This window comes from Actinacidiphila acididurans (assembly GCF_016918855.1).
Taxonomy (GTDB): Bacteria; Actinomycetota; Actinomycetes; order Streptomycetales; family Streptomycetaceae; genus Actinacidiphila; species Actinacidiphila acididurans.
In genome coordinates this window covers 1-18,151 of record NZ_JADKYB010000042.1, presented here as the reverse complement: position 1 = coordinate 18,151, position 18,151 = coordinate 1, and the positions used below count along the sequence as shown (strand labels likewise).

The 18,151-nt window shown below is 71.6% G+C and carries 1 protein-coding gene (cut by a window edge); it reads right to left on the bottom strand.

Annotated features, from left to right (window positions below; genetic code table 11):
• A protein-coding gene (locus ITX44_RS39705; RefSeq protein WP_307795707.1) for a non-ribosomal peptide synthase/polyketide synthase crosses the window boundary here: on the bottom strand, positions 1–18,147 show its 5' portion. Its footprint begins 11,208 nt before the window's first position; only the first 18,147 of its 29,355 coding nucleotides appear in the window; its start codon is at positions 18,145–18,147; its stop codon lies off the left edge, out of view.
• Positions 18,148–18,151: the final 4 nt, after the last annotated feature.

The window sequence follows — 18,151 nt, the reverse complement described above, 5'->3', positions numbered from 1 at the left end:
GGCCATGACCAGCTCCGCGAGCGTGGCCGCGGGCACGTCCTCCGCGGTGTCGTTCCAGCCCGCAGTCAGCCGCCGGTACTCGTCGGCAGCCAGCACGGGCAGGGCCGAGACCGGCGTACGCGGATCGGCGGCCACCGCCTCCAGCACCCGGACCAGCCGCTCGGCGAGGCCGGCCACCGTGTCCCGGTCGAACAGCTCGACGGCGTACAGGATGACGCCGGTCAGCCCGTCGTCGCCGGGTTCCTCGGTGAACGCGAACTCCAGGTCGAACTTCGCGGCGGCGCCGGCCGTCGACAGCGGCTTGACCTGGACCCCGTCCAACCGCGGGGCCGCGGCGCCGGCCTGCTGCAGGCTCAGCATCACCTGGAACAGCGGGTGCCGCGACAGCGACCGCTCGGGCGCCAACTCCTCCACCAGCCGCTCGAACGGCACGTCCTGGTGCTCGAGCGCCGCCAGTCCGGCCTCCCGGGCCCGGCCCAGCACCTCGGTGAACGCCGGGTCGCCGGACAGAGGAGTCCGCAGCACCAGCGTGTTGACGAACAGGCCGACCAGGCCGTCCAGCGCCTCGTCGGTACGCCCGGCGACCGGGGTACCCACCACGATGTCGTCCCCCGCGCCCAGCCGGGACAGCAGGGCCGCCACCGCCGCGTGCAGCACCATGAACAGGGTCGCCTGGTGCTCGCGGCCCAGGTCCCGCAGCCGCGCGGCGAGCCCGGCCGGGAGTTCCAGGGCGACGACGGCTCCCTCGTTGCTCGCCACCGGCGGGCGAGGCCGGTCCGTCGGAAGCGCCAGTTCCGCCGGGGCGCCGGCCAACGCCGTACGCCAGTAGGCGACCTGGGAGCTCAGCACGCTGTCCGGGTCGTCGTCCGAGCCCAGCACGTCCCGCTGCCACAGGGCGTAGTCCGCGTACTGGACCGCCGGGGGCACCCAGTCCGGGGCCTGGCCGCACGTGCGGGCGGCGTACGCGATCGACAGGTCCTGCCAGAGCGGGCCCATCGAGGCGCCGTCGCCCGCGATGTGGTGCAGCACCAGCACGAGCACGTGCTCACCGGCGTCGCCGTCCTCCGGCACGAACAACGACACCCGCAGGGGAAGATCGACGGCCAGATCGAACGGGTACGCCGCCTCGGCCGCCACCCGTTCGCGCAGCGACTCCGCCGTGACCCGCACAGGCGCCGGGGCGAATCCGTCCGGCACCGGCCCGATCTGCTGGTACGGGTGCCCGTCGACCGAGGGGAACCGGGTGCGCAGGCTCTCGTGCCGCTGCAGCACGTCCTCGAGCGCCCGGCCCAGAGCGGCGATGTCGAGCGCGCCCGACACTCGCAGGACCAGGGGGATGTTATAGGTCGCGTTGGGGCCGGCCAGTCGCCCGAGGAACCAGAGCCGCTGCTGCGCGTACGACAGCGGGAGCGTCTCCGGCCGTACGACGGCCGCCGTCACCGATCGCCGGGCCGGTCGCGCCCCTTCGATCAGCCGGCCGATCCCCGCCGGGGTCGGCGACGCGAACACGTCCCGGACGCGGACCTCGACCCCGAGCGCGACCCGGATCCGCGACACCAGCCGGATGGCCAGCAGCGAGTGCCCGCCGAGGGCGAAGAAGTCGTCGTCCATCCCGACCAGGTCCCGGCCGAGCACCTCGGCGAAGGCCGCGCAGAGCAACTCCCCACGGGCGTCGCGCGGGCCCCGGGAAGCGTCCCGCCGCTCTCCGTCGTCCGGTGCGGGCAACCGCCGCCGGTCCACTTTGCCGTTCGCGGTCAGCGGCAGTGCGTCCAGGGCCACGATCACCGAGGGCACCAAGTAACCGGGCAGCCGCTCCGCCAGCGCCGCCCGGGCCGCCACGATGTCGACGTCGGCGGGCACCACGTAGGCCACCAGCGTGTCGTCCCGGGCCACCACCACCGACCCGGCAACCCCGCCGAGCCCGTTCAACGCCGCCTCGACCTCACCCGGCTCGACCCGGAAACCACGCACCTTCACCTGATCATCGGTACGGCCCAGAAACTCCAGATCCCCCCCGCCACCCCAACGCACCAGATCACCCGTGCGATACAGCCGCCCGCCCGGCGTGAACGGATCAGCCACAAACCGCTCCGCGGTCAGCGCGGCGTGGTTCAGGTAGCCACGCCCCAGACCCGCACCGGCCGTGTACAACTCACCCGCCACACCATCCGGAACCGGCGCCAGCCGCTCATCCAGCACATAAACCCGGGTATCGGCAACCGGCACACCGATCGGCACCCGGCCCGCCCCGGACCCGACAACCGGATACACCGTGGTGAAGGTCGTATTCTCCGTCGGACCGTACCCGTTCAACAACCGCAACCCCGGCAGATGCCCCAACACCCGGGCACACGCGGACGGCGCCAGCACATCACCACCGGCCAACAGCAACCGCACCGGACCCAACACACCAGGATCCACATCGGCAACAACATGGAACAACCCGGCAGTCAGCCACAGCACACTCACCCCAGCACCCGCAAGAAACCCGCCCAACTCCCCCACGGACAACCGGGCCGACGGCGCAACAGCCACACACGCCCCCGTCAGCAGAGCACCCCAGATCTCAAGAGTGGCCGCATCGAAAGTAACCGGCGCCGCCTGCGCAACCACATCACCCGGACCCACCGGCCAAAACCACGAAGAACGCACAAGCCGGTCGACCGCCCCGTCCGGCACCACAACACCCTTCGCAACACCCGTCGACCCCGACGTGTACAAGACATACAAAGCACTCTCCGGAGTCCGCACCACACCGGACACCGCACCCCCCACAACCTGCCCCACCCCCGGATCATCCACAAACAACACCGGACAGTCCCCAACAACCCCCATCACATTCCGGTCGGTCAGCATCAGCACAATCCCCGCATCGCGCACCAGCAACTGCCTGCGAGCCGCCGGCCACTGCGGATCCACCGGCACATAACAACCACCCGCCTTGACCACCGCAAGCAGACCCACCACCAGATCCACCGAACGAGGCAACAACACACCAACCCGGGACTCCGGACCCACCCCCGCACCGATCAGCAACCGCGCCAGCCGATCCGACCGCTCATCCAACTCGGCATACGACACCGTCCCACCGACACCGGTCACCGCCGGCGCATCCGGCGCCACAGCAACACGCGCCGCAAACAACTCCGGCACACTACCCGCCACAACCCCCCGCGCAGTCTCATTACGACCGATCAACAACTCCCGCAACTCACCCTCACCCAACACCGGAACACTCTCCAACGCCCGCGACGGCTCATACACCAGAGCACTCAACACACCCTCAGTCGCAGCACACAACAACTCACCAACCCGACCAGCATCAATCGGCGCAACCGCCTGCACCACAAACTCAAAACCACCCCCCACACCGACACCGAAGTCATTCACCGACACCAACAACGGATAATTCGTACGCTCGCCGCCCCAGAGCTGTTCCATCCCGGTGTCCGCCGGTTCGTCCGCGCCGGCGGGAAGGCCGATGTGCCGGTAGTTGAACAGGGACGTGAACAACGGCGCGGGCGCGGTCACCCCGCTGACCCGCTGGGCCAGCGCGAGCGAGGCGTGCTCGTGCACCATCAGGTCGGCCAGCCCTGAGCGCATCGCGTGGACGGCGTCGAGCACGGACAGGCCGGCGGTGCGGGCGTACACCGGCAGAGTGTTGATGAACAGGCCCGGTACGCGGTCGCCGCCCGCGCCGGCGTGCGAGCGTCCGAGAAGAATGGTGCCGAAGACCACGTCGCCGCGGCCGGAGGTCGCGGCCAGGACACGCGACCAGATGACGTGGAACAGTGTCGCCGGGCTGACCCCGTGACGCCGCGCCTGCTCGCGAAGCTCCCGGGCCGCTTCGGCGGGCAGCGCGACCCGGGTCTCCGAGACGCCGGTGCCGTCGCCTCGCACGTCCAGGACGCCGTACGGCGCGGTCGGGGTGGTGACCTCCCCCAGCAGGCCGGCGAAGTACTCCTCGTGCCCGGACTCCGGAACGCCGAGCAGGGCCTGAGCGACGTACTGGCGATAGGGCACCGGCGGGGGCAGCTCGTGCGCGCGCCCGTCGAGGATCGCCCGGACCTCGCCGAGGATCACGTCGGTGGTGGTGTGGTCCTGGACGATGTGGTGGCTGCGCAGCACCAGCAGCCAGCGGCCGGTGCCCTCCTCGGCGGCCACCAGGGCGTCCATCAGCGGCGCCCGGGACATGTCCATGCCGGTCGAAGCCCGTTCCAGCAGCCACGGGAGCGGATCGGCGCCGGCCGGCGGTTCGAGCACGACGACCGGCAGGGTGGCCGTCCGGTGCACGACCTGGACCGGGTACGGCAGTTCGTCGCCGACGATACCGGTGCGCAGGATGTCGTGCCGGTCGATCACCTGCTGCCACGCGCTCAGGAACGCGTCGAGCCGGCGCCGCCCGTCGAACCGCAGAACCACGCTGAGCAGGTACGGGTCCTCACCGTCGAGCTGGTGGTGGAAGAGCATGCCCTCCTGCAGGGGGGCGAGGGGGTAGACGTCGGCGATGTTGGCCGCCCCGCCCGGGATCTGGGCGGCGACGGTGGCCAGTTGCCCGGTGGTCAGGCCGGACAGCGGCACCATCTCGGCGGTGATCTCGGTGGCACCCGCAGGAATCAGGCACGGCGGGACCTCGACCGGATCCCGGCCTGCCACCACGGCCAGCCGGGCGGGGGTGGGCTCGGCGAACAGGGTGCGCACGTCGACCGAGACGCCCCGGACCCGCAGCCGCTCCACGAGCGTCACCGCGAGCAGCGAGTGACCGCCCAGGTCGAAGAAACTGTCCTCCACGCCGACCGCGTCCACACCCAGCACCTCGGCGAAAACCGCGCACAGGATCTCCTCACGCACCGACTCCGGACCACGGCCACGCCCGGCCGTGACCTCCGGATCCGGCAACGCCCGACGGTCGACCTTCCCATTACCCGTCAACGGAAGCACGTCAAGACCCACGAACACCGACGGCACCATGTACTCCGGCAACCGGGCCGCCAACGCCTCGCGAACCACCACGGTGTCGACATCGGCCGGCACCACATAAGCCACCAGCGCATCACCCCGCGCCACCACGACCGACTGCGCGACCGACGGGTCAGCGCCCAGCGCCGCCTCGACTTCCCCCGGCTCGACGCGGAACCCGCGCACCTTCACCTGATCGTCGACGCGACCGGCGAACTCCAGCAAACCATCAGGCGTCCACCGGGCCAGGTCACCCGTGCGATACAGACGGCCACCGCAGCCGAAAGGATCGGCCACGAAACGCCCACCCGTGATCGACGGCTGGTTCAGGTAGCCACGGGCCATCCCCGCACCGGCCAGATACAACTCGCCCTGCACGCCCACCGGCACCGGGCGCAGACGATCGTCCAGCACGTACACCCGGGTGTTGTCCATCGGACGACCGATCGGCAACACCCCACCCACCTGCGACACGTCGGTGAACGCCGCCTGCGTCGCGCACAACGTCATCTCCGTCGGCCCGTACGTGTTGCGGACCACAATCCCCGGCACCGCTTCCAGCACCCGCGACACCGCCTCGGCCGGCACCACATCACCACCCGTACTCACCTCGACAAGGCCCCCGAACGCCCCCGGATCCTCCAGAGCAATCACCCGGAACAGCCCAGCCGTCAGGTGCACATGCGTCAGCCCGTGCTCGGCCACCGCCCGGCGCAACAGCGAAGCATCAAAACGCTCCGGACCCGCAACCACCACCGTGCCACCCGAAACCAACGGCACCCACACCTCATACACCGAAGCGTCAAACCAATGCGGAGCACGCATCAGCACCCGCGGGCGGCCCTCGAACCCCCAGCACCGGTCCGAGACCAAAGCCACCACATCAGCCTGCGACACCACCACACCCTTCGGCACACCCGTCGAACCCGACGTGAACATCACATACGCACCCACCCCCGCATCCACCACCGGCAACACCACACCCGACGACGACACATCATCCACACCGGACAACACCACCGTCACACCGGCATCCGCCAGCAACGCCTCACGACGCAGCGCCGGATCCTCCGGATTCACCGGCACATACGTACCACCCGCCTTGACCACCGCAAGCAACACCACAACCAAATCCACGCAACGCGGCATCACCACACCGACCCGAACCTCCGGACCCACCCCCCGACCCACCAGACTCCGAGCCAACCGAGTAGAACGCTCGTCCAACTCCGCAAAGGTCAACTCCACACCACCGTCGACCACCGCCACCGCACCCGGCCACCGCGAAACCGACGACGCGAACAAATCCACCAGCGAAACCGGACGAGCCGGAACCACCGTGTCGTTCCAGCGAGCGAACTCGTCCAGTTCAGCGGAGCTCAGAACCGGCACCCCGGCCAGCTCCTGGGACGGGTCGTGGTCCAGGGCGTCCAGCACGTTCACCGTCGCGGTCCGCAGCAGGTCGACGACCGCGGCGGCCGGGATCGGCGCGACGGCCTGGACCGCGAACCCGAAGCCGTCGCCGAAGTCGTCCACCGCCACGGTCAGCGGGTAGTTGGTGCGTTCCTCGGCCCAGATCACCTGGCTGTCCTGACGGGAAGCGGGACCGGCGCCGCTGTGCCGGTAGTTGAGGACCGCCGTGAACAGCGGGGCCGGTGCCGTGACCCCGCTCGCCCGCTGCGCCAAGGCCAACGAGGCGTGCTCGTGCACCATCAGATCGGCCAGCCCCGACCGCATCGCGTGGACGGCGTCGAGCACGGACAGGCCGGCGGTGCGGGCGTACACCGGAAGGGTGTTGATGAAAAGACCCGGCACCCGGTCACCACCGGCACCCGCCCGCATCCGCCCGAACAGCACCGTGCCGAAGGCCACGTCCTCACGGCCGGACACGGACGCGAGGACCCGCGCGAAGATCACGTGGAAGAGCGTCGCCGGGCTGACCCCGGCACGGCGGGCCGCCTCGCGCAGCCGTCGCGCGACCGGCTCGGGCAGCAAGGAGCGGGCCTCGTCGACATCACTGCCGTCACCCCGCACGTCAAGGACGCCGTACGCCGCGGTGGGCTCGGTGACCTCGCCGAGCAGCCGGGAGAAGTACTCCTCGTGCTCGGCCCGGACGACGCCGAGCAGGGTCTGGCCGACGAACTCCCGGTACGGCAGCGGCGGCAGCAGGGTGTCCTCGCGCCCCTCGGAGAAGGCCCGCGCCTCGGCCATGACGACCTGCATCGTCGTGTGGTCGAGGACGATGTGGTGGCTGCGCAGGATCAGGAACCAGCCCTCCGCGCCGGGCTCGGGCGCGACGTGCGCGTCCATCAGCGGCGCGCGCTCCAGCGGCAGCGGGCCGTCGCTGTGGGCCAGCAGCCAGGCGAGCAGGCCGTCACCCTCCGGCGCGCCGGTGGCGTCGAGCTCGGTGACCGGCATGGTGGCCGTGCGGTGCACGACCTGGACGGGTTGCGGCAGGTCCCGCCAGTGCAGGGAGGTCCGCAGGATGTCGTGCCGGTCGACGACGCTCTGCCAGGCGGTCAGGAACGCGTTGAGGCCGTCCCGTGAGTCGAAGCGCAGGATCTCCCGCAGCAGGTAAAGGTCCTGGTCGCCGCGCGCCTCGAGCTGGCGGTGGAAGAACAGGCCCTCCTGCAGCGGGGCCAGCGGGTAGACGTCGGCGATCTCGGGAGCGCCGCCCGGTACGGCCGCCGCGAGCACGGCGAGCTGGCCGGTGGTGAGGCCGGACAGGGGCACCATCTCGGCGGTGATCTCGGTGGCGCCGTCGGGGATCGTGCACGCCGGCACGACGACCCGGTCGGGGCCGGGCGCCTCGGCCAGCCGGGCCGGGGTCGGCTCGGCGAACAGGGTCCGCACCTGGATCGGCACGCCGCGGGCGCGGAGCCGCTCGACCAGGGTGACGGCGAGCAGCGAGTGACCGCCGAGGTCGAAGAAGCTGTCCTCCACGCCGACCGACTCGAGCCCGAGCACCTCGGCGAAGACCGCGCAGATGATCTCCTCGCGAACCGTGCGCGGGCCACGGCCGGTCGTGGTGCCGGCGTACGAAGGAGCGGGCAGGGCGCGGCGGTCGACCTTGCCGTTGCCGGTCAGCGGCAGCCGGTCGACGGCCACGAACGCCGACGGCACCATGTACTCGGGCAGCCGGCTCGCCAGCAGCTCGCGCAGCGCGTCCGTGTCGGCGTCCGTGTCGGCCGGCACCACGTACGCCACCAGCGCGTCGCCCCGCGCCACCACGACCGACTGCGCGACCGACGGATCGGCGCCCAGCACGGCCTCGATCTCCCCCGGCTCGATCCGGAACCCCCGCACCTTGACCTGCTCGTCGGCCCGCCCGCGGAACTCCAGGACACCGTCGCGGGTCCACCGGACCATGTCGCCGGTGCGGTACAGGCGCCCGCCCGGGGTGAACGGGTCGGCCACGAAGCGCTCCGCGGTCAGGCCCGGTCGGCCGAGGTAACCGCGGGCCAGACCGGCGCCGGCCAGGTACAGCTCCCCGGGCACACCCGCCGGCACCGGCCGCAGCCCCGCGTCCAGCACGTAGGCACGGGTGTTGTCCATCGGCCGCCCCACCGGCACCACCGCACCCACCTCAGCCGGGTCGGTGAACGACATCTGGGTGACGCACAACGTCATCTCGGTGGGACCGTACGACACCTGGACGTCGATGCCGGGCACCGCCTCGAGGACCCGCCGCACCGCCACCGCGGGCACCACGTCACCACCGGTCAGCACACGCGCAACACCGGTGAAGGCCGCCGGGTCCTCCTCCGCAACAACCCGGAACAGCCCGGCCGTCAAGTGCACATGGTTCACCGCGGAACCGGCCACCAGCCGCCGCAGCGACGCCGCGTCCAGGTCACCGGGCGGAGCGATCACCACCCGGCCACCGCGGGTCAGCGGCACCCAGATCTCGTACGTCGAGCCGTCGAACGAATGCGGCGCCTGCATCAGCACCGCCATGGTGCCATCGAAGTCCCAGCACCCGTCGCTCACGAGCTGGGCCACGTCGCGGTGGGTGGCGCCGACGCCCTTCGGCACACCGGTCGAGCCGGAGGTGAACATGACGTAGGCCAGCGACCGGGGATCCGGCGTCGTCCGCAGGGGTTCACCGTCGCCGGGCCCGTCACCGTCGACCGAGACGACCACCGCGCCCGGGGCCGTCCGGGTGCAGCCGTCCGCGTACGCCGGGGAGGCCACCACGACGGCCGCTCCGGCCAGCACGGCCGCCTGCCGGGCGGCCGGCGAGCGTACATCGACCGGCACGTACGCGCCGCCGGCCTTCAGCACCGCGAGCAGGGTCACGAGCAGATCGGGCGACCGGTCGAACACCACGCCGACCCGGACCTCGGGGCCGACGCCGTGCCCGGCCAGCCGCCGGGCCAGCCGGTTGGACCGGGCGTCGAGCTGCCGGTAGGTCAGCGAACCACCGTCCCAGCTGACCGCCACCGCGTCCGGCGTCCGGGCGACCCAGCCGGCGAACAGCTCCGGCAAGGAAACGTCCCGGACCGGCCGCGCCGTGTCGTTCCACTCGTGGACCACCTGCCGCCGCTCCGCCGGGTCGAGCACCGCGAGCCGGCCGATCGGCTCACCCGGGTCCGCGGTGACGGCGTCCAGCACCCGGACCAGCCGCGCGCCGAGGGCCCGCACGGTGGGCCGGTCGAACAGCTCAACCGGGTAGGTGACCAGACCCTCCAGGCCGGCGGGGGCGCCCTCGGCATCGAACCGCTCGGCGAAGTCCAGGCCCAGGTCGAAGGTCGCGTACGCCCGGCCGCCTGGCATCGGTTCGACCCGCACGCCGTCCAGGTCGCCGAGGCCGGCCGCGCCCGCGTTGCGCAGCGTCAGCATCACCTGGAACAGCGGGTGCCGCGACAGCGACCGCTCGGGCGCCAGCTCCTCCACAAGCCGCTCGAACGGCACGTCCTGGTGTTCGTAGGCCGCGAGCCCGGCCTCCCGGACCCGGCCGAGCAGCGCCGCGAACGACGGGTCGCCGGACAGGTCGGCCCGCAGCACCAGCGTGTTGAGGAACAGCCCGACCATGTCGTCGAGTGCCTCGTCGGTGCGCCCGGCCACCGCGGTGCCCAGGGGGATGTCCGTTCCGGCTCCCGAGCGGCACAGCATCACCGCCACAGCCGCCTGCAAAGCCATGAACACCGTCACCTGATGCGCACGGGCGACCTCGCGCAGCCGGGCATGCAGGTCCGCGGGCACCTCCACGACGAAAGTGTCACCCTCATGACCGGCAACCGGCGGCCGGGTCCGGTCCACCGGCAGATCGAGCTCGGCCGGCACACCGTCCAGCACCGCACGCCAGTAGCCGACCTGCTCGTTCAGCACGCTGCCGGGGTCGTCACCGGAACCGAGCAGATCACGCTGCCAGAGAGTGAAGTCGGCATACTGCACGGGCAGCGGGGTCCACCGGGGTGCGTGCCCCTCGGCCCGGGCCGCGTACGCCTCGGACAGGTCCCGCCACAGCGGACCCATCGACCAGCCGTCCGCCGCGACGTGGTGCACCGTCAGGACGAGCACCCATTCCCGCTCGCCGGCCGGGAACAGCACGGCCCGCAGCGGAAGGTCGGTGCTCAGGTCGAAGGGGTACCCGGCGGCCTCGGTCACGCTCCCGGGCAGCTCCCCCGTCGGCACCTCGACGACCCGCAGGTCCACTGCGGCCTCGCCGGGGTCGAGCACGTACTGGCAGGGCCGGCCGTCGATCTCGGCGAACCGGGTCCGCAGGCTCTCGTGGCGGCCGATGAGATCGTTCAGGGCCGCGCGCAGGGCCGGCACCCGCAGGTCGCCGGAGAGCCGCAGGATCAGCGGGATGTTGTAGGTGGCGCTCGGGCCCTCGAGCCGATTGAGGAACCACAGCCGCTGCTGGGCGAACGACAACGGCAGCTCCACAGGACGGGTGACCGGCGCCGGTGCCCGACGGGCAGCCTCCGCGGCCCCGGTCAGCCGCGCGATGCCGGCCACTGTCGGGGTGGCGAAGACCTGCCGCAGGCCGATCTCGACGCCGAGGACCGTCCGGATCCGCGACACCAGCCGGGTGGCGAGCAGGGAGTGGCCGCCCAGGTCGAAGAAACTGTCGTCGACACCGACCGTCGCAACGCCCAGAACCTCGGCGAACACACCGCAGAGCAATTCCTCCCGCGGCGTACGCGGCGCGCGGCCGGCCGGACTCGTGGCGTACTCCGGCGCCGGCAGGGCCCGCCGGTCCAGCTTGCCGTTGACCGTCAGCGGCAGCTCACCGACGGTCACGAAGGCCGCAGGAACAAGATGTCCCGGCAACTCGTGGGCCAGCCCAGCGGCGAGCGCGGCCGGATCGGCGTCACCCACAACGTACGCGACCAGACGCTTGTCGCCCGGCACGTCCTCACGCACGACCACTGCGGCCCGGACCACCCCGGGTTTCGCCACGATCGCCGCCTCGACCTCACCCGGCTCGACCCGGAAGCCGCGAATTTTGACCTGCTGGTCGGTACGGCCCAGGTAGCGCAGGCCGCCGTCCGCGTCCCGGCGCACCAGGTCGCCGGTGCGGTAGAGCCGGCCGCCCGGGGTGAACGGATCGGCGACGAAGCGCTCGGCGGTCAGCGCGGCGTGGTTCAGGTAGCCACGGGCCAGGCCGGCCCCGGCCACGTACAGTTCGCCCTCGACGCCGGGCGGGACCGGGTGCAGGGCCTCGTCGAGCACGTAGGCGCGGGTGTTCCAGATCGGGTGGCCGATGCCGACCGCTCCCGGGCCCGGATCGCCGCCGGGTTCGATGCGCCAGGCGACGCAGCCGACGGTCGCCTCGGTGGGGCCGTACTCGTTGGTCACGGCCGTGGCCGGGTGCCGTTCGCGCCAGCGGGCGAGCTGGGCACCGTGCAGCGCCTCGCCGCCGATGACCAGGTCCTGCCCGGGTGCGGCCCACGACGGCAGCAGGTCGAGCAGCGGCAGGTGGCTCGGCGTGACCTTCATGAACGACGGCGCCGGCCGGCGCGGCCCGTCGGCGAGAGCGTCGAGGTCGGCCGGGCATACGCGGCCACCGGCCACCAGCGGGCCGAGCACGCCGGTCACGGTGAGGTCGAACGCCACCGACGAGTGCACCAGGGCGGTCCCGGCCAGTCCCGGGTAGGCACTGCGGGCCCAGGCCAGGTAGTGGCAGGCGGAGCGGTGGGTCACGACGACGCCCTTGGGCAGGCCGGTCGAGCCCGAGGTGTAGATGACGTACGCCGCGTTGCCCGGCAGCGGCCCCGGGCTCGCGGTCAGGACGTCGTCCGAGTACCCGGCAAGGCCGTCCTCGTCGTCCAGCCGGATCACCGGGAGATCACCGGCCGCGGCCACCGTCCCGGCGCCCGTCACCAGGGCGCAGGCCCCGGCGTCGCGCAACAGGGAGGCGATCCGGGCGTCCGGGTAGGCCGGGTCGAGCGGCACGTACGCGGCGCCGGTCTTGAGCACGGCCAGCAGCGCCGTCACCAGCCCGGCCGAGCGGTCCAGCAGCACGGCGACCCGCCGTTCGGGCCCGGCGCCTTGCCCGATCAGCGCCCGGGCCAGCCGGTTCGAGCGCGCGTCGAGCTCCCGGTAGGTCATCGTGACGTCGCCGTCGTCCACCGCGACCGCGTCCGGGGTGGCCGCGACCTGTTCGGCGACCATGGCCGGAACCGTCGTGGCCGGAACCCCGCGCGCCGTGTCGTTGCCGTCCAGCGCCCATCGCCGCAGCTCGGCGGGACTCGCGGCGGGCACCCGGTACAGCATCACCGACGGGGACCCGGCCAGCGCCGTAATCACGGTGCGGGCGACGTCCTGGAGGAGACCGGACACCGCCGGCGCGTCGATGGGGGCGACCGCCTGCACGGCGAATTCGAAGCCGGTGCCGGTGTCGTTGACCGACACGGTCAGCGGATAATTGGTGCGCTCCTCTCCGCTGAGCTGCTCGACCTGGGCCTCGGCCGCGACGCTCGCGCCGGCGGACGTACCGGTGTGGCGGTAGTTGAAGATCGAGGTGAACAGGGGGGCCGGAGCGGGGACGCCGCTCGCGCGCTGGGCCAGGGCGAGCGGCGCGTGCTCGTGCACGATCAGGTCGGCCAGCTGGTCGCGCATGGCCCTCAGGGCACCGGACACGGAGACGTCGGTGCGGGCGTACACAGGAAGGGTGTTGATGAACAGGCCCGGTACCCGGTCACCGCCCGCGCCGGCCCGCATCCGTCCGAACAGTATCGTGCCGAAAGCGACGTCCTCGCGGGCCGCCATCACCGCCAGCGCCCGCGACCAGATCACGTGGAACACGGTCGCCGGGGTGACACCGTGCCGGCGCGCCTGCTCCCGGATCAGCGCCGTCACGTCGTCCGGCACCGGCACCCGCACCTGCGACGTCCCGGTGCCGTCGCCGCGCACGTCGAGGACCCCGTAGGGCGCCGTCGGTTCGGTGACCTCAGCGAGCAGGCCGGCGAAGTACTCCTCGTGCTCGGCCGCCGGCATACCGAGCAGCGCCTGAGCGACGAACTCCCGGTACGGCAACGGCGGTGGCAGCTCCGCCGACCGGCCCTCGGTGTACGCCTGGATCTCGTCCAGGATCACGTCGGTGGTGGTGTGGTCCTGCACGAGGTGATGGCTGCGCCAGACCAGCAGCCAGCGCCCGGTGCCCGGCTCGGGGGCAAGGTGGGCGTCCATCAGCGGCGCCCGGGTCAGGTCCATGGGCGTCGCGGCGCGGGCCCGGAGCCAGGTCAGCGGATCCTCGCCCGCCGGCCGGTCCGCCGGATCCAGCTCGGTCACCGGCAGCACGGCCCGGCGGTGCACGACCTGGACCGGGTACGGCAGGTCGTCGTGGACGATACCGGTGCGCAGGATGTCGTGCCGGTCGATCACCTGCTGCCACGCGCTCAGGAACTCGTCGACCAGGTCCCGGGACGCGAAGCGCAGCACCATGTCGAGCAGGTACGGGTCCTCGCCGTCGAGCCGGTGGTGGAAGAGCATGCCCTCCTGCAGGGGGGCGAGGGGGTAGACGTCGGCGATGTTGCCCGCTCCCCCGGAGATGGCCGCGGCGACGGTGGCCAGTTGCCCGGTGGTGAGCCCGGACAGCGGCACCATCTCGGCGGTGATCTCGGTGGCATCCTCCGGGATCAGGCACGGGGGGACCTCGACCGTGGCAACACCTTCCACCGCGGCCAGCCGGGCCGGGGTGGGCTCGGCGAACAGGGTGCGCACGTCGACCGAGACGCCCCGGACCCGCAGCCGCTCGACCAGGGTCACCGCGAGCAGCGAGTGACCGCCCAGGTCGAAGAAGCTGTCGTCGACGCCGACCGTGTCGAGCCCGAGTACCTCGGCGAACGCGGCGCACAGGATCTCCTCACGCACCGACTCCGGCCCACGGCCACGCCCGGCCGTGACCTCCGGATCCGGCAACGCCCGACGGTCGACCTTGCCGTTGCCGGTCAGGGGCAGCGCCTCCAGGGCCACGAACACCGAGGGCAGCATGAACTCCGGCAGCACCCGCGCGAGAGCCACCCGCAACGCGGCCTGATCGACCCCATCGGCACTCTCCGCAGGCACCACATAGGCCACCAACCGCTTACCACCCGGCCCGTCCTCACGCGCGGTCACCACCGCCTGGGCGACCTCCGGCAACCCGGTCAGCGCCGCCTCGACCTCACCCGGCTCGACCCGGAACCCGCGCACCTTCACCTGATCATCGACACGACCGGCGAACTCCAGCAGCCCGTCGGCGGTCCACCGGGCCAGGTCACCCGTGCGATACAGACGCCCGCCGGAACCGCCGAACGGATCGGCGACGAAGCGCTCGCCGGTCGGGCCCGAGCGGCCGAGATAACCACGAGCCATCCCCGCACCCGCCAGATACAACTCACCGGCCACTCCCACCGGCACCGGGCGCAGACGATCGTCCAGCACATACACCCGGGTGTTGTCCATCGGACGACCGACCGGCAACACCCCACCCACCTGCGACACGTCGGTGAACGCCACCTGAGTGGCGCACAACGTCATCTCGGTAGGTCCGTAGGTGTTGCGGACCACAATCCCCGGCACGGCGTCCAGCACCCGCGACACCGCCTCGGCCGGCACCACATCACCACCCGTACTCACCTCGGCAAGGCCCCCGAACGCCCCCGGATCCTCCAGAGCCACCACCCGGAACAGCCCAGCCGTCAGGTGCACATGAGTCAGCCCGTGCTCGGCCACCGACCGGCGCAACACCGAAGCATCAAAACGCTCCGGACCCGCAACCACCACCGTGCCACCCGAAACCAGCGGCACCCACACCTCGTACACCGACGCGTCGAACCAATGCGGAGCACGCATCAACACCCGCGCGCGGCCCTCGAACCCCCAGCACCGGTCCGAGACCAGATCCACCACATCAGCCTGCGACACCACCACACCCTTCGGCACACCCGTCGAACCCGACGTGAACATCACATACGCACCCACACCCGCATCCACCACCGGCAACACCACACCCGACGACGACACATCATCCACACCGGACACGCCGTCCACCCCGGACAACACCACCGTCACACCGGCATCCGCCAGCAACGCCTCACGACGCGACGCCGGATCCTCCGGATTCACCGGCACATACGTACCACCCGCCTTGACCACCGCAAGCAACACCACAACCAAATCCAGGCAACGGGGCATCACCACACCGACCCGGACCTCCGGACCCACCCCCCGACCCACCAAAGCCCGGGCCAGCCGAGTAGAACGCTCGTCCAACTCCGCAAAGGTCAACTCCACACCACCGTCGACCACCGCCACCGCACCCGGCCACCGGGAAACCGACACGGCAAACAAATCCACCAGCGAAGCAGAGACACCCGGAACCACCGTGTCATTCCAGCCAGCGAACTCATCCAGTTCAGCGCGACTCAGAACAGGTACGTCGGCGAGTTCGGTGGCCTCCTCTCGGTCCAGGGCGTCCAGCACGTTCACCGTCGCGGTCCGCAGCAGGTCGCCGACCGCGGCGGCCGCGATCGGCGCGACGGCCTGGACCGCGAACCCGAAGCCGTCGCCGAAGTCGTCCACCGCCACGGTCAGCGGGTAGTTGGTGCGCTCCTCGGCCCAGACGACCCGCGTGTCCGGCTGTTCGGCGACCGCCTGCTCGCTGTGCCGGTAGTTGAACATGGCCGTGAACAAAGGCGCCGGTGGCGTCACCCCGCTCGCCCGCTGCGCCAAGGCCAACGAGGCGTGCTCATGCACCATCAGATCGGCCAACTGCGCCCGCATCCCCCGGACCGCATCGAGCACGCCGATCGACGCCGTACGCGCGTACACAGGAAGGGTATTGATGAAAAGACCCGGCACCCGATCACCACCGGCACCCGCCCGCATCCGCCCGAACAGCACGGTCCCGAAGGCCACGTCCTCACGGCCGGACACCGCCGCGAGGACCCGCGCGAAGATCACGTGAAAGAGCGTCGCCGGGCTGACCCCGGCACGATGGGCCGCCTCGCGCAGCCGTCGCGCGACCGGCCCAGGCAGCAAGGAGCGGGCCTCGTCGACATCACTGCCGTCACCCCGCACGTCGAGGACGCCGTACGCCGCGGTGGGTTCGGTGACCTCGCCGAGCAGCCGGGAGAAGTACTCCTCGTGCTCGGCCGCCGGCATACCGAGCAGCGCCTGAGCGACGAACTCCCGGTACGGCACCGGTGCGGGCAGGTCATCGCCGCAGCCGTCCAGCATCGCCCGCACCTCGGCCATCAGGACGTCGGTGGTGGTGTGGTCCTGCAGGATGTGGTGCCCGCGCAGGACGAGCAGCCAGCCGTCCTCCTCCGGCTCGGGGCAGGTGAAAGCGTCCATCAACGGCGCCCGGCCCAGGTCCATCGGCCGGTACGCGCGGGCCAGCAGCCACGGGAGGGCCTGCGTGCCGGGCGGGGCCGCTGGAACCTCGGTCACCGGAAGGGTGGCGTGCCGGAGGACCACCTGCACCGGGTACGGCAGGTCGGCCGAGACGAGCAGGGTGCGGAGGATGTCGTGCCGGTCGATGACGTGCTGCCAGGCGGTCAGGAATCCGTCGACGGCCGCCCGGGACGGGAACCGCAGGACGTGCCGGTTGAGGTAGAGGTCCGCCTCGTCGCCCGCCGCCAGCTGGTGGTGGAAGAGCATGCCCTCCTGCAGGGGGGCCAGGGGGTAGACGTCGGCGATCTCGGCGGCGCCGCCCGGCACCGCGGCCGCCAGCACGGCGAGCTGCTCGGTGGTCAGGCCGGACAGCGGCACCATCTCGGCGGTGATCTCGGTGGCCCCCGCAGGAATCAGGCAGGGCGGGACCTCGACCGGATCCCGGCCGGCCACCACGGCCAGCCGGGCCGGTGTCGGCTCGGCGAACAGCGTACGGACATCGACCGAGACCCCCCGGACCCGCAGCCGCTCCACGAGCGTCACCGCGAGCAGCGAGTGACCGCCCAGGTCGAAGAAACTGTCGTCGACACCGACCGCATCCAGCCCGAGCACCTCGGCGAACACAGCGCACAAGATCTCCTCACGCACCGACTCCGGACCACGGCCACGCCCGGCCGTGACCTCCGGATCCGGCAACGCCCGACGGTCGACCTTCCCGTTACCCGTCAACGGAAGCACGTCAAGACCCACGAACACCGACGGCACCATGTACTCCGGCAACCGGGCCGCCAACGCCTCGCGAACCACCACGGTGTCGACATCGGCCGGCACCACATAAGCCACCAGCGCATCACCCCGGGCGACCACCACCGACTGCGTCACATACGCACTCAGCGCCGTCTCGACCTCACCCGGCTCGACCCGGTAGCCGCGCACCTTCACCTGATCATCGACACGACCGGCGAACTCCAGCAGCCCGTCGGCGGTCCAGCGGGCCAGGTCACCCGTGCGGTAGAGGCGCCCGCCGGAACCGAAAGGATCGGCCACGAAACGTTCGCCCGTGATCGACGGCTGGTTCAGGTAGCCACGGGCCATCCCCGCACCCGCCAGATACAACTCGCCGGCCACGCCCACCGGGACCTGCCGCAGCCGATCGTCCAGCACATACACCCGGGTGTTGTCCATCGGACGGCCGACCGGCAACACCCCACCCACCTCAGCCGGATCGGTGAACGCCACCTGCGTGGCGCACAACGTCATCTCGGTAGGTCCGTACGTGTTGCGGACCACAATCCCCGGCACCGCTTCCAGCACCCGCGACACCGCCTCGGCCGGCACCACATCACCACCCGTACTCACCTCG